Source organism: Streptomyces ardesiacus (genome assembly GCF_003112575.1).
Classification (GTDB): Bacteria; Actinomycetota; Actinomycetes; order Streptomycetales; family Streptomycetaceae; genus Streptomyces; species Streptomyces ardesiacus.
Genome location: NZ_BEWC01000008.1, coordinates 1 through 17,921 on the forward strand (window position 1 = coordinate 1; position 17,921 = coordinate 17,921).

Here is a 17,921-nt window from a genome sequence, read left to right on the forward strand (position 1 = left end):
TTCCGAACCCGGAAGCTAAGCCTTACAGCGCCGATGGTACTGCAGGGGGGACCCTGTGGGAGAGTAGGACGCCGCCGAACTCCTTTTAGAGCTCTGGCTCTTGGGCACACAGCCCGAGAGCCAGAGCTTTTTTGCGTTGGGGTAAGGTCAGTGAGCATCATTGGCTCGTTTACCCCAGGAGGCCCCCGCGTGGAGGTCCAGGAGACCCGCGTGCAGACCGACCGGGTCCTCACCATCCCGAACATCCTCAGCATGGCGCGTCTGGTCGGCGTGCCCGTGTTCCTGTGGCTCATCCTGTGGCCCGAGTTCGGCGGCCCGCAGAGCGACGGCTGGGCGCTGTTGGTGCTGGCCTTCAGTGGAGTCAGCGACTACCTGGACGGAAAGCTCGCGCGGCGTTGGAATCAGATCAGCAGCCTCGGCCGGCTGCTGGACCCGGCGGCCGACCGGCTCTATATCCTCTCGACCCTGGTGGGTCTCACCTGGCGTGAGATTCTCCCGCTCTGGTTGACCCTTGTACTGCTTGCCCGGGAAGCGATGCTGCTGGTGATGGTGGTCATCCTCCGGCGCCACGGCTATCCGCCGCCGCAGGTGAACTTCCTCGGCAAGGCCGCTACCTTCAACCTGATGTACGCCTTCCCCCTGCTTCTGCTGAGCGACGGAAGCGGATGGATCGCGTCACTCGCCGCTGTTTTCGGATGGGCGTTCGCCGGATGGGGTACAACCCTGTACTGGTGGGCAGGTGTTCTCTATGTGGTGCAGGTCCGCCGCCTGGTGCGTGCGGACGTCGCAGCCGATTGAACTCGCTGATTGTGCGGTCCCGGTGGCCGGATGGCCCGCGCTGGAAAAGTGCGGGACCCTGGACGGGTGAAGTCGGCTAAACCGTCGTCTCTCGGAGGAGGACGCTTCCGACATGAAGGCCGTCGTGATGGCTGGAGGCGAAGGCACGCGCCTTCGTCCCATGACCTCGAGCATGCCCAAGCCGCTCCTGCCGGTGGTCAACCGGCCGATCATGGAGCATGTACTCAGGTTGCTCAAAAGGCATGGGCTCAATGAGACCGTCGTCACCGTCCAGTTCCTGGCCTCACTGGTCAAGAACTACTTCGGTGATGGCGAAGAGCTCGGGATGGAGCTCACCTATGCCAACGAGGAGAAGCCACTCGGTACCGCCGGAAGCGTCAAGAACGCCGAGGAGGCGTTGAAGGACGATGCCTTCCTCGTCATTTCCGGCGATGCCCTGACCGACTTCGACCTCACCGACCTGATCAATTTCCACAAGGAAAAGGGATCGCTCGTCACCGTGTGTCTGACGCGCGTGCCCAACCCGCTGGAATTCGGCATCACCATCGTCGACGAAGAGGGCAAGGTCGAGCGCTTCCTGGAGAAGCCGACCTGGGGCCAGGTCTTCTCGGACACCGTGAACACCGGCATCTACGTCATGGAGCCCGAGGTCTTCGACTACGTCGACCCCGATGTCCCCGTGGACTGGTCCGGCGACGTCTTCCCGCAACTGATGAAGGAAGGCAAGCCCATCTACGGCTACGTCGCCGAGGGCTACTGGGAGGACGTCGGCACCCACGAGAGCTATGTGAAGGCCCAGGCGGACGTCCTGGAGGGCAAGGTCGACGTCGACATCGACGGGTTCGAGATCTCGCCCGGAGTCTGGGTGGCCGAGGGCGCGGAGGTGCACCCCGACGCGGTGCTGCGCGGCCCCCTGTACATCGGTGACTACGCCAAGGTCGAGGCCGGCGCCGAGATCCGGGAGCACACGGTCGTCGGATCCAACGTCGTCGTCAAGAGCGGCGCCTTCCTGCACAAGGCCGTGGTGGCCGACAACGTGTACGTCGGTCCGCACAGCAACCTGCGGGGCTGCGTGGTCGGCAAGAACACCGACATCATGCGGGCCGCGCGGATCGAGGACGGCGCGGTCATCGGCGACGAATGCCTGGTCGGCGAGGAATCGATCGTCCAGGGGAACGTGCGGGTCTACCCGTTCAAGACCATCGAGGCCGGCGCCTTCGTCAACACCTCGGTGATCTGGGAGTCCCGCGGCCAGGCACACCTCTTCGGGGCACGCGGGGTCTCCGGCATCCTGAACGTGGAGATCACCCCGGAGTTGGCCGTGCGGCTGGCCGGGGCGTACGCGACGACCCTGAAGAAGGGGTCCACCGTCACCACGGCCCGCGACCACTCCCGCGGTGCCCGCGCGCTGAAGCGGGCGGTGATCTCCGCGCTGCAGGCCAGCGCCATCGACGTACGCGACCTGGAGAACGTACCGCTGCCCGTGGCGCGGCAGCAGACCGCGCGGGGCAGCGCGGGCGGGATCATGATCCGGACCACCCTGGGTGTGCCGGACTCCGTCGACATCATGTTCTTCGACGGGCAGGGTGCCGATCTGTCCCAGGGCAGCCAGCGGAAGCTGGACCGGGTGTTCGCGCGTCAGGAGTACCGGCGGGCGTTCCCCGGGGAGATCGGGGACCTGCACTTCCCGTCCAGCGTGTTCGACTCGTACACCGGGTCGCTCCTGCGCAACGTCGACATCACCGGCATCGCCGACTCCGGGCTCAAGGTGGTCGTCGACGCCTCGAACGGCAGCGCGGGGCTGGTGCTGCCCAGTCTGCTCGGCAAGCTGGGCGTCGATTCGCTCACCATCAACCCCGGCCTCGACGAGGCCCGGCCCACCGAGTCGGCCGACATGCGGCGGTCCGGGCTGGTGCGCCTCGGGGAGATCGTGGCGTCCTCGCGGGCCGCGTTCGGGGTGCGGTTCGACCCGGTCGGTGAGCGGCTGTCGCTCGTCGACGAGAAGGGCCGCATCATCGAGGACGACCGGGCGCTGCTGGTGATGCTCGACCTGATCGCGGCCGAGCGGCGCAGCGGCCGGGTCGCGCTCCCGGTGACGACCACCAGGATCGCCGAGCAGGTCGCCGCCTACCACGGCACGCAGGTCGAGTGGACCACCACGTCTCCGGACGACCTGACGCGGGTCGGGGGCGAGGAGGGAGCGATCTTCGGCGGCGACGGCAAGGGCGGCTTCATCGTCCCCGAGTTCAGCAGCGTCTACGACGGCACGGCGGCCTTCGTGCGGCTGATCGGCCTGGTCGCGCGGACGCAGCTCACGCTGAGCCAGATCGACGCGCGGATCCCGCGCGCCCACGTCCTCAAGCGCGATCTCGCCACTCCGTGGGCCGTCAAGGGCCTCGTGATGCGGCGGGTCGTGGAGGCGGCCGGGGACCGGTTCGTGGACACCACGGACGGGGTGCGGGTGGTCGAGACCGACGGGCGCTGGGTGATGGTGCTGCCCGACCCGGCGGAGGCGGTCACCCACCTGTGGGCCGAGGGCCCCGACGACGCCTCCGCACAGGCGCTGCTGGACGAGTGGGCCGCGGTGGTGGACAGCGCGGGCCGGTAAAACACTCCGCACGCGCGCGTGCCGGACAAGTGTCCCCAAGGGGGCCTGTCCGGCACGCCGGTGGGGCCATTCGGAGGTAGTGGCGGCGGCGTGCGACGATGTGCGGCATGCCGCAGCCACCCCCCGTTCGGAGCACATCCTCGCGGCCCGCGCGCCCGGACGCGTCCATGTCCCTGCTCACGAACGTCATGGACCACAGCCTCGACGACGGCTACGCCGAGGCCGCCGCGCGGAAGCAGGCCGACGGCAGCGGCGGGATGCCCAAGACGCTCCGCGCCAAGCTGGGCCTGGCGGCCGGCCTCGTGCTCGCGGCGCTGGTCGTGACGGTCGGGGCGGCTCAGGCACGCGTCGCCGCGCCCGTCGTCGCCAAGGAGCGCGAAGAGCTCGTCGACCGCATCGAGGGGGAGACCTCGGCGGCCGACAAGCTGGAGAAGAGCGTCGACGAGCTGCGCGACGACGTGAACGCGCGCCGGCGCGAGGCGCTCGAGAAGAGCGGCGAGGGCGACCGGTCCGACCTGGTGGGCCTCCTCGCGGGCGCGGCCGAGGTGCACGGCCCCGGGGTGAAGCTCGTCGTCGACGACGCCAAGGACGCGGGCGCCGGGGCCGACGGGAAGACGCGCGGCACCTCGGGGTTCTCCGACACGGGCCGGGTGCGGGACCGGGACATGCAGCGCGTGGTCAACGGCCTGTGGGAGTCCGGCGCCGAGGCCGTGTCCATCAACGGGCAGCGTCTGACGGCGCTGTCGGCGATCAGGGCCGCGGGTGACGCGATACTGGTCGACAACAGGCCGCTGGTGCCGCCGTACACGGTGCTCGCGGTGGGGGACGGGGAGCGGCTGAGCGCCGCCTTCCAGGACAGCGCCGACGGGCTGTACCTGCATGCCCTCCAGGAGAGCTACGGCATCCGGACCGCCCTCTCCGTCGCGGACGACCTCAAGCTGCCGGCCGCACCGAGTCTGATCGTACGTACAGCACAGCCGATAACCGAGAAGGGCACATCGTGATCGCCGTACTGGGCCTCGTCGTGGGAGTCGTGGCCGGATTGCTGGTCCGGCCCGAGGTGCCGGCGGCCGTGGAGCCGTATCTGCCGATCGCCGTCGTGGCGGCGCTGGACGCCGTCTTCGGCGGCCTGCGGGCCATGCTCGACGGCATCTTCGACGACAAGGTCTTCGTGGTGTCGTTCCTGTCGAACGTCGTCGTCGCCGCACTGATCGTGTTCCTGGGCGACAAGCTGGGCGTCGGTGCCCAGCTCTCCACCGGTGTCGTGGTGGTCCTCGGCATCCGCATCTTCTCCAACGCCGCGGCGATCCGCCGCCACGTCTTCCGGGCGTGAGGCCGATGAGCGAGCACGACGAGCAGCACGCGCACCGGCTGCGCAGGGAGCTGCCGCAGGAGGTGCCGCCCCCGGTGAATCCGCCGGGGGACGACGACGCGGCCCAGCCGGAGCGGAACGGACTCACCGGCAGACAACGGCTCCTGAAGGGGCTGTGGCCGCCGCGCCTGACCCGGGCCCAACTCATCGTCGCCCTGCTCCTGTTCGGGCTCGGCTTCGGTCTCGCGGTCCAGGTGGCGTCCAACAGCGACAGCGACAGCGCGCTGCGGGGCGCCCGCCAGGAAGATCTGGTCCGCATCCTCGATGAACTGGACGACCGTACTCAGCGTCTTGAAGACGAGAAGCAGGGCCTCGAGAAGCAGCGCGACGAGCTGGAGAACAGCTCCGACCAGGCGGAGGAGGCCCGCAAGCAGACGCTGGAGAAGGAGCGGCAACTGGGCGTTCTCGCGGGCACCGTGGCCGCGCAGGGGCCCGGCATCACGGTGACCATCGAGGACGCGAAGGGGACGGTCGAGGCGGACATGCTGCTCGACGCCATCCAGGAGCTGCGCGCGGCGGGGGCGGAGGCGATCCAGGTGAACGGTGTACGGGTCGTCGCCGGCACGTACCTCGCCGACTCCGGCAACTCCGTCAGCGTCGACGGGAACAAGATCAACGCGCCCTATCGTTTCCAGGTCATCGGCAAGCCGCAGGACCTCGAACCGGCTCTCAACATTCCTGGAGGAGTGGTGCAGACTCTGGAGAAGGAACAGGCCACCGTTACTGTTGAGCGGTCGAGCAAGATCGTCGTGGACGCCTTGCGGGCGGCGGAGCGGCCTGACTACGCTCGGTCGTCCTCCCAGTGAACCGGCGGTGCATGGGGGGCGTCCGGGGAGGGCATGAGGTTGCGGGGGGTCGGCGCACCGATTGGGTGGTGCGTGGTGGAAACTGTCTGGTGGAGACGGACGTTGTGAAGGTGTCCGGGTCGGTCAGTGCGGTCAGTAAGGGTTCGTCCTGCCCCACGGGCGGGTCTGTTTCGGTCAAGGGGAATCGCCCGTGAAGTTGTTTGCGAAGTTGTTCGGCAAGAGCGCGCGAGAGGGCAGCGGCGCCAACGCGACCGCCCGTCATCGCGCACAGCCCGATGCGGAGGGCTCGCGCCCGATGTTCCGGGACCAGGTGGGTGGTCCGGGCGCGCCGTCTGTTGACCCTGCTCAGTCCGGCGGCATAGGTTTCGGCCAGTCCTCGGCCCCGGGTGCGGGCGGAGGGTTCAACCCCGACCCGTACGCGTCGAACGCCCCGGCGGGGCAGCCGCGGCAGGAGGATCCGTCCATGTCGGCCCTGGTGTGTACGAGGTGCGGCAACCGCAACGCGGAGAACAGCCGCTTCTGCTCCAACTGCGGTGCTCCGCTGCGGCCCGGTGCCGTCCCGGAGCGTGCGTCCGAGACGACCTCCACGATCTCCATCTCCGGCCTGGAGGCCTACGACGCCGAGGCCACCGGCCAGACGGCGATGCCGGCGCTCTCTCCCGAGGCGCAGGCGGCCGTGGACGCGCTGCCGCTGGGCTCCGCCCTCCTGGTCGTGCGCCGCGGTCCGAACTCGGGCAGCCGCTTCCTGCTGGACGGCGAGCTGACCACCGCCGGGCGTCACCCGCAGAGCGACATCTTCCTGGACGACGTGACGGTCTCGCGCCGGCACGTGGAGTTCCGCCGGAGCCCGGACGGTTCGTTCACCGTCGCCGACGTCGGCAGCCTGAACGGCACGTACGTCAACCGGGAGCGCATCGACCAGGTCGCCCTGTCGAACGGTGACGAGGTGCAGATCGGCAAGTACCGGCTGGTGTTCTACGCGAGCCAGCGGGGTTACTGACCCGCCCCCGGGCCGCCCGCCCGGGGAACCTCCCAGGGAAGGTCCATGTTTCAAACACCGAGCGGCGGTGCCGGTCAAGGCGCCGCCGCCACGGACAGTGGGCTGATGAGCATCGGCGCAGTGCTGAACGCGCTGCGCGACGAGTTCCCCGACATCACCATCTCCAAGATCCGGTTCCTGGAGTCGGAGGGGCTGGTCGAGCCGCGGCGGACCCCGGCCGGGTATCGCAAGTTCAGCGCGCACGACGTCGAGCGTCTCGGCCAGGTGCTGCGGATGCAGCGGGACCACTATCTGCCGCTGAAGGTGATCCGCGAGCACCTGGACGCCGTGGAGCGCGGGGAGGCCGTCTCCCTGCCCCGGGTCGGCCGGCAGCGCGACGGGGAGGCGGCCGTGCCGGAGCCCGCCGAGAGCCCGACGGTGGCCAGGATCGGACGGGACGAGTTGCTGGCCGCGGCCGGGATCGGCGACCGGGAGCTGGAGGAGTGGGAGTCCTACGGTCTCCTCGCCCCGCTGCCCGACGGCGCCTACGAGGCCGAGGCGGTCACCGTGGCGTCGCTGGTCGTGCAGCTGGGGCGGTTCGGGATCGAGCCGCGGCACCTGCGGGTGATGAAGGCCGCCGCCGACCGGGAGGCCGGGCTCGTCGACCAGGTGGTCGCCCCGCTGAAGCGGCACCGCAACCCCCAGACCCGGGCCCACGCCGAGGCCCGCACCAAGGAGCTGGCGGGTCTCGCGGTGAAGCTGCACGCCGCGCTGGTGCAGAGCGCCCTGGGCGTGCGGCTGCCCTGAATCGGGCAGGCCCGGGGAGCGGGATCACGTGCCCGATCCAGACCCGGATCGCCCACCCGATCCCGGCCCGACTACCCAAACGTCCCGGGCACGGCCTAGGGTTGCTGTGTGAACGAGCTCGATGTCGTAGGTGTCCGGGTCGAGATGCCCTCCAACCAGCCGATCGTGCTGCTGCGCGAGGTGGGCGGCGACCGCTACCTTCCCATCTGGATCGGACCCGGGGAGGCGACGGCGATCGCCTTCGCCCAGCAGGGCATGGCCCCCGCGCGGCCGCTGACCCACGACCTGTTCAAGGACGTGCTGGAGGCCGTCGGCCAGGAGCTCACGGAAGTGCGCATCACCGACCTGCGCGACGGCGTCTTCTACGCCGAGCTGGTGTTCGCGAGCGGCGTCGAGGTCAGTGCCAGGCCCTCCGACGCCATAGCGCTGGCCCTGCGCACCGGGACGCCGATCTACGGCAGCGACACGGTCCTCGACGACGCCGGTATCGCGATCCCGGACGAGCAGGAGGACGAGGTGGAGAAGTTCCGCGAGTTCCTCGACCAGATCTCGCCCGAGGACTTCGGAACGAGCAACCAGTGAGGCACGTGCCGGGGTCTCTCGGGGGCCGCGCGCGGCCCTGTTCGGGCACAATCAGCCATCCTTTCCCGAAACAGGGCACGGGAAACCACTCGTAGGGTGATTATCACTCGGCGTGCCGAGTGTGGCGATCGTTGACGCACCCTTGGTGACTGCCTACCTTCGAGGAGGCAGGTCAAGGACGGAGGTCGGCGTGAGAATCAGCGGCGACGGTACGGTTGGGGGTGGCCCCGGGCGCAGCCTCGGGGCAGGCGGTCCGTACCCTCCCCCGGGCTCACGGCTTCGCGCAGGCGCGGGCCACGCCCAGCACGGTGGCGCGGCCGATCCCGGCCCGCAGCGACCGGCAGCCGTGCCGACCAGCGGAGGGGCGACGTGCATGGCGTCCGAGCAGATCGGCTACCGCGGACCGACGGCCTGTGCGGCCGCCGGCATCACCTACCGGCAGCTCGACTACTGGGCCCGCACGGGTCTCGTCGAGCCCAGCGTGCGGCCCGCCCACGGATCCGGGACGCAGCGGCTGTACAGCTTCCGCGACGTGGTCGTGCTGAAGATCGTCAAGCGCTTCCTCGACACCGGGGTGTCCCTGCAGAACATCCGCACCACCGTCCAGCACCTCAGGGAGCGCGGGTTCCGCGACCTGGAGCGGATGACGCTGATGAGCGACGGTGCCACCGTCTACGAGTGCGGTTCCCCCGACGAGGTGCACGCCCTGCTCCAGGGCGGGCAGGGCATCTTCGGGATCGCCGTCGGGGTGGTGTGGCGGGACGTGGAGAGCGCGCTGTCCCAGCTGCACGGGGAGCGGATCGACACGGGCGAGACCCTGGTCGGGCACAACCCGGCCGACGAGCTGGCCCGGCGGCGGAACAACCGGGCGGTCTGAAGCCCGCCGTGCCACGGGCCTCCCGCCGCCGGTGGCCGCGGCATTGTCAGTGGCGTAGGGCAGCATCGGACATGTGAGAACCGCGCCCACGATCCTGCATCTCGACATGGATGCCTTCTTCGCCTCGGTGGAGCAGGCGTCCAAGCCGAGCCTGCGCGGGAAGGCCGTGATCGTGGGCGGACTGGGACCCCGCGGCGTGGTCGCCACCTGCTCCTACGAGGCGCGGGTGTTCGGGGTGCACTCCGCGATGCCGATGGGCCAGGCCCGCCGGCTCGCCCCCCACGCCGCGTACCTCGTGCCGCGCTTCGAGCTGTACCGGTCGATCAGCGAGCAGGTCATGCGGCTGCTGCGGGAGCTGTCGCCCCTGGTGGAGCCGCTGAGCCTGGACGAGGCCTTCGTCGACCTGGAGGCCGGGCGGGCGGCCTGGGACGCGGAGTCGGCGCGGCTGGCCGGGACGAGGCTGCGCGCGGACATCCGCGCCGTCACCGGGCTCACCGGCTCCGTCGGGCTCGCCGCCTCGAAGATGCTCGCCAAGATCGCGTCCGAGGAGGCCAAGCCCGACGGGCTGGTCCTCATCCCGCCGGGGACGGAGCGGGCCATGCTGGAGCCGATGACCGTGCGGACGCTGCCCGGGGTGGGACCGGCCACGGGTGACCACCTGCGCCGGGCGGGGATCACCACGGTCGGCGAGATCGCCGAGGCGGGCGAGGACGAGCTGGTGCGGCTGCTGGGCAAGGCGCACGGGCACGCGCTGTACGCCATGGCGCTGGCGCGGGACGAGCGACCGGTGGTGGCCGAGCGGGAGACCAAGTCCGTCTCGGTCGAGGACACCTACGACGTGGACATCCACGACCGGGTGCGGGTCGGCGTCGAGGTGGGGCGGCTCGCGGACCGCTGCGTGCGGCGCCTGCGCGCCTCCGGTCTGTCCGGGCGGACCATCGTGCTCAAGGTGCGCAGGTACGACTTCTCGACGCTGACACGCTCCGAGACGCTGCGCGGGCCCACCGACGACCCGGCGGTGGTCGCAGAGGCCGCGGCCAGGCTGCTGGACTCCGTGGACACCACGGGCGGCGTGCGGCTGCTTGGGGTGGGCGTCAGCGGGCTCGCCGACTACACGCAGGAGGACCTGTTCGCGCAGGCGGCGGGGGACCGGGCGGAGGAACCGGACCAGGGGCCCGAGACGGCCGAGCCCGTCGCGGAGCCCGCCCCCTCGCCCGCCGAGCGCCGCTGGCCGGCGGGGCACGACGTACGGCACGCCCGGCTCGGTCACGGGTGGGTGCAGGGCAGCGGCCTGGGGCGGGTCACCGTGCGGTTCGAGACGCCGTACTCCGGGGTCGGGCGGGTGCGGACGTTCCCGGTGGACGACCCGGAGCTGAGCCCGGCGGAGCCTCTCCCGCTGGTCGAGCCCGTGGGGCGGCCCGGCGGGTAGCGCGGGGCCGCGTCAGCCGTCGTCGTTGCCCTTGCCGGCCAGCTTGCCGAAGTCGTGGTCGGAGGGCGGGGGAGCGGCCGCGACGTCCAGGCCGTAGTGGTGGTAGAGCTGGAGTTCCTGCTCCGGCGAGAGGTGACGGCCGACGCCGAAGTCGGGCGCCTCCTTGATCAGGGACCGGTCGAAGGGCACGCGCAGGGTGCCGTCGACCAGCTCGCTGGGCTCCAGGGGGACGAAGGCGTCCCGGCTGAAGAGGCCGGTCCGTATCGCCGCCCACTCGGGGACGCCGGTGGCGTCGTCGAGGTAGACCTCGTCCACGGTGCCGATCCTGGCGCCGTCGCGGTCGAACGCCTTGCGGCCGATCAGGTTCCGCGGATCAATGTCAGTACGCACGGGGCCCTCCACTTGATCGCACCACTGGGCCGCACTGGGGTCGCACACCAGCCGCCTAATCATCCGTAAGTACTACAAAAGAGCACATGTGGCCGGTCGGCCACTCGAGGTCCGTGGGAGTACGTCGCTGGTACGCTGGCAAACGGCTGCTGACCCCGCGCGGGAGAGTCCTCCGGACACCACCGGAGGCGCCGAAGGAGCAAATCCTCCCCGGAATCTCTCAGGCTCACGTACCGCACGGACGAGGTCACTCTGGAAAGCAGGGCGGGTGTCGACGGCTTCCGCTCTCACCGACGGTGAAAACCGGGACAGCCCCAGGGCTCGACCGGTGAAGCTCTCAGGTTGAGATGACAGAGGGGGAGGCCGTCCGGGTACCCGCGCCGTGGTGCCCCTCGAAGGTCGTCAGACCAGGAGGCCTCCGCAATGACCGTCCCTCGCACCCCGCTCTCCGCACTCGAACAGGCCATGCCCTTCGAGCAGCGCCACATCGGCCCCGACCACGAGGCCCGGGCCAAGATGCTTGCGCAGGTCGGCTACGGTTCGCTCGACGAACTGACGGCCGCCGCCGTGCCGGATGTGATCAAGAACGCCGACCGGCTCGACCTGCCGGGCGCGCGTTCCGAGGCCGAGGTGCTGGCCGAGCTGCGCTCCCTGGCCGACCGCAACCAGGTCCTCGACTCCATGATCGGCCTCGGCTACTACGGCACCTTCACCCCGCCGGTCATCCTGCGCAACGTCATGGAGAACCCGTCCTGGTACACGGCGTACACGCCGTACCAGCCGGAGATCTCCCAGGGGCGGCTCGAGGCCCTGCTGAACTTCCAGACGATGGTCGCCGAGCTGACCGGTCTGCCCACCTCCGGTGCCTCGCTGCTCGACGAGGGCACGGCCGCCGCCGAGGCGATGGCCCTGTCCCGGCGCATGGGCAAGAACAAGAAGGGCCTGTTCCTGGTCGACGCGGACGCCCTGCCGCAGACCGTCGCCGTGATACGGACCCGGGCGGAGCCGACCGGCGTCGAGGTCGTCGTCGCCGACCTGAGCGAGGGCATCCCCGCCGAGGTCGCCGAGCGCGAGATCAACGGCGTCCTCGTCCAGTACCCGGGCGCCTCCGGTGCCGTACGCGACATCAAGCCGGTGATCGACCGGGCGCACGAGCTCGGCGCGCTCGTCACCGTCGCCGCCGACCTGCTCGCCCTCACCCTGCTCACCTCGCCCGGCGAGCTGGGCGCGGACATCGCGGTGGGCACCACCCAGCGATTCGGCGTGCCGATGGGCTTCGGCGGACCGCACGCCGGCTACATGGCGGTGCACGAGAAGTTCGCCCGCAGCCTGCCGGGCCGCCTGGTCGGCGTCTCCGTGGACGCCGACGGCCACAAGGCCTACCGCCTCGCCCTGCAGACCCGCGAGCAGCACATCCGCCGTGAGAAGGCCACCAGCAACATCTGCACCGCGCAGGTGCTGCTCGCCGTCATGGCCGGCATGTATGCCGTCTACCACGGCCCCGAAGGGCTGCGGGCCATCGCCCGCCGCACCCACCGCTACGCCGCGATCACCGCCGCGGGGCTCGCCGCGGGCGGCGTCGAGATCGTGCACGGCGCCTACTTCGACACCGTCACGGCACGGGTGCCCGGCCGGGCCGACGCGGTCGTCCACGCGGCCCGGGAGAACGGCATCAACCTGCGGCTGGTCGACGCCGACCACGTCTCCTTCGCCTGCGACGAGACCACCACGCGGGCCCAGGTGGGCGGCGTGTGGACCGCGTTCGGCGTGGAGGGCGACGTCGAGGCGCTGGACGCGGAGGCCGCGGACGCGCTGCCCGAGGCGCTGCTGCGCACCGACGACTTCCTCGCCCACCCCGTCTTCCACCAGCACCGCTCCGAGACCGCGATGCTGCGCTACCTGCGCCGCCTCGCCGACCGGGACTACGCGCTGGACCGCGGCATGATCCCGCTGGGCTCCTGCACGATGAAGCTCAACGCGACCACCGAGATGGAGCCGGTCACCTGGCCCGAGTTCGGCGCGCTGCACCCCTTCGCGCCCGCCGAGCAGGCCCAGGGCTACCTGACCCTGATCCGTGAGCTGGAGGAGCGGCTGGCCGAGGTCACCGGGTACGACAAGGTCTCGCTGCAGCCCAACGCCGGCTCGCAGGGCGAGTTCGCGGGCCTGCTCGCCGTACGCGGCTACCACCGGGCCAACGGCGACGAGCAGCGCACCGTCTGCCTCATCCCGTCCTCCGCGCACGGCACCAACGCCGCCAGCGCCGTGATGGCCGGCATGAAGGTCGTCGTCGTCAAGACCGCCGAGGACGGCGAGATCGACGTCGAGGACCTGCGGGCCAAGATCGAGAAGCACCGCGACGAGCTGGCCGTGCTGATGATCACGTACCCCTCCACACACGGCGTGTTCGAGGAGCACGTGGCCGACATCTGCGCCCGGGTGCACGACGCGGGCGGTCAGGTCTACGTCGACGGCGCCAACCTCAACGCCCTGGTCGGCCTCGCCAAGCCCGGCCACTTCGGCGGCGACGTCTCCCACCTGAACCTGCACAAGACCTTCTGCATCCCGCACGGCGGCGGCGGTCCCGGCGTCGGTCCCGTGGCCGTACGGTCGCACCTGGCGCCGTACCTGCCCAACCACCCGCTGCAGCCCGCGGCGGGCCCGCAGACCGGCGTCGGGCCGATCTCGGCGGCGCCGTGGGGCTCGGCGGGGATCCTGCCGATCTCCTGGTCCTACGTCCGGCTGATGGGCGGCGAGGGCCTCAAGCGGGCCACGCAGGTCGCGGTGCTGTCCGCCAACTACATCGCCAAGCGCCTGGAGCCGCACTACCCGGTGCTCTACACCGGGCCGGGCGGCCTGGTCGCGCACGAGTGCATCATCGACCTGCGCCCGCTGACCAAGGCCACCGGCGTCAGCGTCGACGACGTCGCCAAGCGGCTGATCGACTACGGCTTCCACGCGCCGACGATGTCCTTCCCTGTGGCCGGCACGCTGATGATCGAGCCGACCGAGTCCGAGGACCTGGCCGAGCTGGACCGGTTCTGCGAGGCGATGATCGCCATCCGCGCGGAGATCGAGAAGGTCGGCTCCGGCGCCTGGCCCGCCGACGACAACCCGCTGCGCGGCGCCCCGCACACCGCGGGCGCCCTCGGCGGCGAGTGGGACCACGCCTACACGCGCGAGGAGGCCGTCTTCCCGGCCGGGGTGTCCGCCGCCGACAAGTACTGGCCGCCGGTGCGCCGCATCGACCAGGCGTACGGCGACCGCAACCTCGTCTGCTCCTGCCCGCCGCTGGACGCGTACGAGGACTGAGTCCGGTCCGCGCAAGCGGGAGAGGCTCCGTCCGGCACCCTGGGGGTGCCGGACGGAGCCTCTCGGCGTCTCACGCCGTGGCGAGCGACACCTCCGTCGACTTGATCAGCGCGACGACAGGGACACCCACGGACAGCGCCAGGTCGTCGGCGGCCTGCCGGGTGACGGCGGCGGTCAGCTCGGCACCCTCGACCGCGACCGTGACGGCGGCCATCGCGGGGCCGGTGGTGAGGGCGGTGACCGTGCCCGGCAGCCGGTTGCGGATGGACAGGCCCTCGACGCGCCCGGTGGCCAGGGCCACCTCCGTGGACTTCACCAGGGCACGCACGGCGGCGCCGGGGGAGAGGGCGAGGTCGTCGGCGGACTCCCGGGTGATCGCGGCGGTGACGTCCTGGCCGCCGGTGAGACGGACCCGGACCGTCGCCATGGCCTCGCCCGGGGTGACGGCAGTGACGGTGCCGGGGAGCTGGTTGCGGATGGACAGGCTCATGGGGGCACCGTAGCCCGGTCGAGGCGTTGCGCCGGGTATGCGAGGGTCCAGGTGGATGCGTGCGCCGGGAAGGGCGCCGGGAGCGGTGCGGTCGTGTGGCCCGGAGGCCGGGTCGTGTCGACAGGCGCATGTGGTGACTTCCCGCGTTCCCGCGCAGCCTGCCCGGGCATGCGTGAGGGCCGGTGCGCGGTCGTGGCCGCGGGCCGGCCCCGTGGGGTGGTGGGCGTGGGGTGTCACACGCCCCGGTCCGGGCTCAGGCGGCGGTCGTCAGACCCGCGCCGACGGGACGGTGCGGGGCGATGACCTGACCGTCCGGCAGGAGCTCACCGGTGTCCTCGAAGAGGACGACGCCGTTGCACAGCAGGCTCCACCCCTGCTCCGGGTGGTGCGCCACGAGACGGGCGGACTCCCGGTCGGCGGAGACGGCTGACGGGCACGGTGGCTGGTGCTGGCACATGGATGGGGTCTCTCGGTCTGTGATGACGGGTGAATTCGCTGTCTTGTCCGTACCGCGGCGTGAAGCCTCGTTCATGTCCGCCCCCCGTTTCGAGTCGGTCCGAACCCAGTGTTGCCCCATGGGCGTCGTTCCGCAGGTATTTCGCGGCACCGCTTCTCACAGGTTCATGACGCGTCACCCGCGCGGGCGGTTCAGCCCAACTGCACTGTCCCTTCGGATGGTTCGGCATGGCCGATTGGGGCTAGTCCGCGCGGGTGGCGGGCCGGCGGCGACGGGCCGGGTCAGGCGGGAGACCCCAGCAGCCGCGTCGGCTTCATCCGGTGCGTGAGGACCGGCAGCAGCTCGGCGACCCGGTGCGGCAGGTGGGCCGCGATCCCCGGCGGGGCCGGCGCCAGCGGCACCAGCAGGTCGGTGGCCGCGGGGTGCCCGGCGGCGGGGTCCGCGGCGCAGTCGCCGTGCAGCCACAGCGTGAGCATGTACAGCTCGGGCACCGACAGCAGGCGCGGCTGGTACGGCTGGGGCAGCGCCTCGGCCTGCCGCAGCGCGCGCTCGGTCGAGGTGACGTAGGGACCCTCGAAGAAGTGCGAGAAGGCCCAGCCGTCGGCGGTCAGCCGCGTCTCCGCCGCCGCCACCACCAGGTCCGCGCGCCGGATGTGGAACCGCCACCCGGTCAGCCGCGTCGCCGTCGTGCCGTCCGCCGCGACCCGGTCGAGGACGTGCACGGGCAACGGCAGTTCCGGTGTGGCGGGGCCCTGGGCGCCGAGCAGGGCGGGGGTCCGGGCCTCACGGACCGCGGTGGGCGAGGAGAGGGCGGTGAGGACGGAGCGCAGGGCGGGCGCGGGGGCCTGGGAAACACGCAGGGGCATGGTGGGTCGCCTCTCATTCGAAGGCACGGTGGCGCGAGGGCGGGGCGGACGACGCTGTCGGCTCACAGGGTTGGGAGAGGCAGGGGCCGTGGCCTGGAAACGAGAGGGGGAGAGGTCTGCCGCGCGTCAGCTCGACGGCGGGAACCTTCGACCGTGGGCGCCGGTCCACTGCCTGTCCGCGGAGTTTATACGACATGTGTTCAGACTGTGTTTCGGCTAGCCGATTCCGGTAACCAGTACAAGGTTGAACTCGGCCGTCGATATGCGGGAATCCTCCGGATTCCGGACCAGGTGTACGGCGATGACCTCGGGGAATGTTCACCGAGCGGTCGGCCTATTGTCGTCGGCGTTTTTCACGACTTGCCGGCCGGGAAAACTGCTCGACTGCCATGCCCGGTGAATGTGCCACCGGTCACATCGGCACAGACTAGCGGCTGCCGGGCCGGCGCGGGGACGTTATCGATCGCTTCGGCTGGGCATCATCCCACCTGACCGGCGGCCGGGCAGCGGCGGCCGGATCTTCCACACATCGCTCCGAGAAGGGACTCTTCCATGGGGGAGAAGGTCGTGGCGGGTCAGTTCGACCTGTCCGATCGCCAGCGCTACCGCGAGAAGCTCCAGCGGTGCCTGACGGGCCTGGAGCGACTTCTGGCGGAGAAGCGGTTCGACCGCCCGAAGAACCTGATGGGGCTGGAGATCGAATTGAATCTCGTCGGTGCAGACGGGATGCCGAAAATGTTGAATGCGCAAGTCCTCGAACGCATCGCGAGCCGTGACTTCCAGACGGAACTGGCCATGTTCAACCTGGAGGTCAACATAGCCCCCCACCGCCTGGGGGACCGGGTATTCGACCGGCTCGCGGAGGAGATCCGTACGTCATTGGCATATGCGGACCGCAAGGCCGGGGAGGTGGACGCGGGAATCGCGATGATCGGTATTCTGCCGACGCTGGACCGGGACGACCTCGTCTCTTCCAACCTCTCCGCCGTCGACCGCTACGCCCTGCTGAACGAACAGATCGTGGCCGCCCGGGGGGAGGACTTCACCCTCGACATCGAGGGCGTCGAGCGCCTGACCTGCACCTCGAAGTCCATCGCCCCCGAGGCCGCCTGCACCTCCGTGCAACTGCACCTCCAGGTCACCCCCGACCGTTTCGCCGACGTGTGGAACGCGGCGCAGGCCGTCACCGCCGCGCAGATCGCCCTCGGCGCCAACGCGCCCTTCCTCTTCGGCCGCGAACTGTGGCGCGAGTCGCGGCCCCCGCTGTTCCAGCAGTCCACCGACACGCGCCCGCCCGAACTCCAGGCCCAGGGCGTGCGGCCGCGCACCTGGTTCGGGGAGCGGTGGGTGACCTCGGCGTACGACCTCTTCGAGGAGAACCGGCGCTATTTCCCGGCGCTCCTGCCGATCTGCGACGACGAGGACCCGCTGGACGTCCTCGACGCGGGCGGGGTGCCCTCGCTCTCCGAACTCGTCCTGCACAACGGCACCGTCTACCGCTGGAACCGCCCCGTCTACGACATCGCCGACGGCGTCCCCCACCTGCGCGTGGAGAACCGGGTCCTGCCCGCGGGCCCCACCGTCACGGACGTCATCGCCAACGCCGCCTTCTACTACGGGGTCGTGCGCGCACTCGCCGACGAGCCCCGGCCGGTGTGGACCCGGCTGCCCTTCGAGGCCGCCGCCGCCAACTTCGAGGCCGCCTGCCGCCACGGCATCGACGCCCGCTTCGAGTGGCCACGGCGCGGCCGCCTCGGCGGCACCACCGAGGTCGACGCCGCCGTCCTCGTACGCGACGAACTGCTGCCGCTCGCCGAGGCGGGTCTCGACGCGTGGGGCGTGGAGCCCGCCGACCGCGACTTCTACCTCGGCGTGATCGACGAGCGGTGCCGGCGCCGGGTCAACGGCGCCTCCTGGCAGGCCGCCACGTTCCACCGGGCGCTGGAGGCGGGCCGGTCCCGCGAGGCCGCGCTGGCCGCCACGACCCGCCGCTACGTCGAGCTGATGCGCGAGGGCGACCCCGTGCACCTGTGGCCGGTGGGCCTGCCCGAGCCGGATGCGGAGCGGGTGCCGGTGAGCTGACCGCCGCCGCGCCCCGCGCCACCCGCCGTGCCCGCCCCGCCCCCGCCGCGCGCCGCCCCATACTGATCG

At 71.0% G+C, this 17,921-nt stretch carries 15 protein-coding genes, 1 rRNA gene, 1 pseudogene and 1 riboswitch; of the genes and pseudogenes, 13 read left to right on the top strand and 4 right to left on the bottom strand.

What is annotated here, in order from left to right:
• The 11 genes and pseudogenes from rrf to Sdi02f_RS25090 all read left to right on the top strand — a co-directional run.
• Positions 1-80 (top strand): 5S ribosomal RNA (gene rrf / locus Sdi02f_RS25040); the annotation flags it as partial.
• A gap of 109 nt (positions 81-189) precedes the next feature.
• Positions 190-798 (top strand): cardiolipin synthase ClsA, encoded by a 609-nt coding sequence (clsA, locus tag Sdi02f_RS25045; RefSeq protein WP_030401964.1) that lies wholly within the window; start codon positions 190-192, stop codon positions 796-798.
• Positions 799-910: 112 nt separating this feature from the next.
• Complete coding sequence (locus Sdi02f_RS25050; RefSeq protein WP_030401963.1) at positions 911-3,406, top strand: mannose-1-phosphate guanyltransferase; 2,496 nt, start codon at positions 911-913, stop codon at positions 3,404-3,406.
• Between the two features lie 107 nt (positions 3,407-3,513).
• Positions 3,514-4,410, top strand: coding sequence for a DUF881 domain-containing protein (locus Sdi02f_RS25055; RefSeq protein ID WP_174843393.1), 897 nt, complete (start codon positions 3,514-3,516; stop codon positions 4,408-4,410).
• Positions 4,407-4,739: a small basic family protein gene (locus tag Sdi02f_RS25060; RefSeq protein WP_003977440.1), complete on the top strand. Its 333-nt coding sequence runs from the start codon at positions 4,407-4,409 to the stop codon at positions 4,737-4,739. The genes Sdi02f_RS25055 and Sdi02f_RS25060 overlap by 4 nt, the downstream gene beginning before the upstream one ends.
• A gap of 5 nt (positions 4,740-4,744) precedes the next feature.
• The gene (locus tag Sdi02f_RS25065) at positions 4,745-5,584 is read left to right on the top strand and encodes a DUF881 domain-containing protein (protein WP_030401961.1); all 840 of its coding nucleotides are present in this window, start codon (positions 4,745-4,747) and stop codon (positions 5,582-5,584) included.
• Positions 5,585-5,732: 148 nt separating this feature from the next.
• Entirely contained in the window at positions 5,733-6,584 is an 852-nt protein-coding gene (locus tag Sdi02f_RS25070) for a zinc-ribbon and FHA domain-containing protein (protein ID WP_203712684.1), read from the top strand.
• 45 nt (positions 6,585-6,629) lie between these two features.
• Complete coding sequence (gene ftsR / locus Sdi02f_RS25075) at positions 6,630-7,370, top strand: transcriptional regulator FtsR (protein WP_030401959.1); 741 nt, start codon at positions 6,630-6,632, stop codon at positions 7,368-7,370.
• A gap of 108 nt (positions 7,371-7,478) precedes the next feature.
• Positions 7,479-7,952 (top strand): bifunctional nuclease family protein, encoded by a 474-nt coding sequence (locus tag Sdi02f_RS25080; RefSeq protein WP_030189411.1) that lies wholly within the window; start codon positions 7,479-7,481, stop codon positions 7,950-7,952.
• A 190-nt stretch (positions 7,953-8,142) separates the two neighbouring features.
• Positions 8,143-8,829, top strand: coding sequence for a MerR family transcriptional regulator (locus tag Sdi02f_RS25085; RefSeq protein ID WP_174843394.1), 687 nt, complete (start codon positions 8,143-8,145; stop codon positions 8,827-8,829).
• A 73-nt stretch (positions 8,830-8,902) separates the two neighbouring features.
• Positions 8,903-10,355: pseudogene (locus Sdi02f_RS25090) on the top strand (DNA polymerase IV).
• Here the strand turns inward: Sdi02f_RS25090 and Sdi02f_RS25095 are convergent.
• On the bottom strand, positions 10,271-10,648 hold the full coding sequence (locus tag Sdi02f_RS25095) for a PRC-barrel domain-containing protein (RefSeq protein WP_031184368.1): 378 nt from the start codon (positions 10,646-10,648) through the stop codon (positions 10,271-10,273). The pseudogene Sdi02f_RS25090 and the gene Sdi02f_RS25095 overlap by 85 nt on opposite strands.
• Positions 10,649-10,798: 150 nt before the next feature.
• Positions 10,799-10,894, top strand: a riboswitch (glycine riboswitch).
• A 177-nt stretch (positions 10,895-11,071) separates the two neighbouring features.
• On the opposite strand from Sdi02f_RS25095, the gene gcvP reads away from it, so the two are divergent.
• Positions 11,072-13,957 (top strand): aminomethyl-transferring glycine dehydrogenase, encoded by a 2,886-nt coding sequence (gcvP, locus tag Sdi02f_RS25100; protein ID WP_030401954.1) that lies wholly within the window; start codon positions 11,072-11,074, stop codon positions 13,955-13,957.
• A gap of 70 nt (positions 13,958-14,027) precedes the next feature.
• Here the strand turns inward: gcvP and Sdi02f_RS25105 are convergent, their stop codons facing one another.
• The 3 genes from Sdi02f_RS25105 to Sdi02f_RS25115 all read right to left on the bottom strand — a co-directional run bounded on the left by Sdi02f_RS25105 (position 14,028) and on the right by Sdi02f_RS25115 (position 15,770).
• Positions 14,028-14,447, bottom strand: a complete 420-nt coding sequence (locus Sdi02f_RS25105) for a TOBE domain-containing protein (protein ID WP_030401953.1) — start codon at positions 14,445-14,447, stop codon at positions 14,028-14,030.
• Positions 14,448-14,700: 253 nt separating this feature from the next.
• Positions 14,701-14,904, bottom strand: coding sequence for a DUF5999 family protein (locus Sdi02f_RS25110; protein ID WP_030401952.1), 204 nt, complete (start codon positions 14,902-14,904; stop codon positions 14,701-14,703).
• Between the two features lie 281 nt (positions 14,905-15,185).
• Entirely contained in the window at positions 15,186-15,770 is a 585-nt protein-coding gene (locus Sdi02f_RS25115) for a hypothetical protein (RefSeq protein WP_030401951.1), read from the bottom strand.
• A 552-nt stretch (positions 15,771-16,322) separates the two neighbouring features.
• Between Sdi02f_RS25115 and Sdi02f_RS25120 the strand changes: the two genes are divergently transcribed.
• Positions 16,323-17,852, top strand: a complete 1,530-nt coding sequence (locus tag Sdi02f_RS25120) for a glutamate-cysteine ligase family protein (RefSeq protein WP_030401950.1) — start codon at positions 16,323-16,325, stop codon at positions 17,850-17,852.
• The last annotated feature ends 69 nt before the right edge of the window (positions 17,853-17,921 follow it).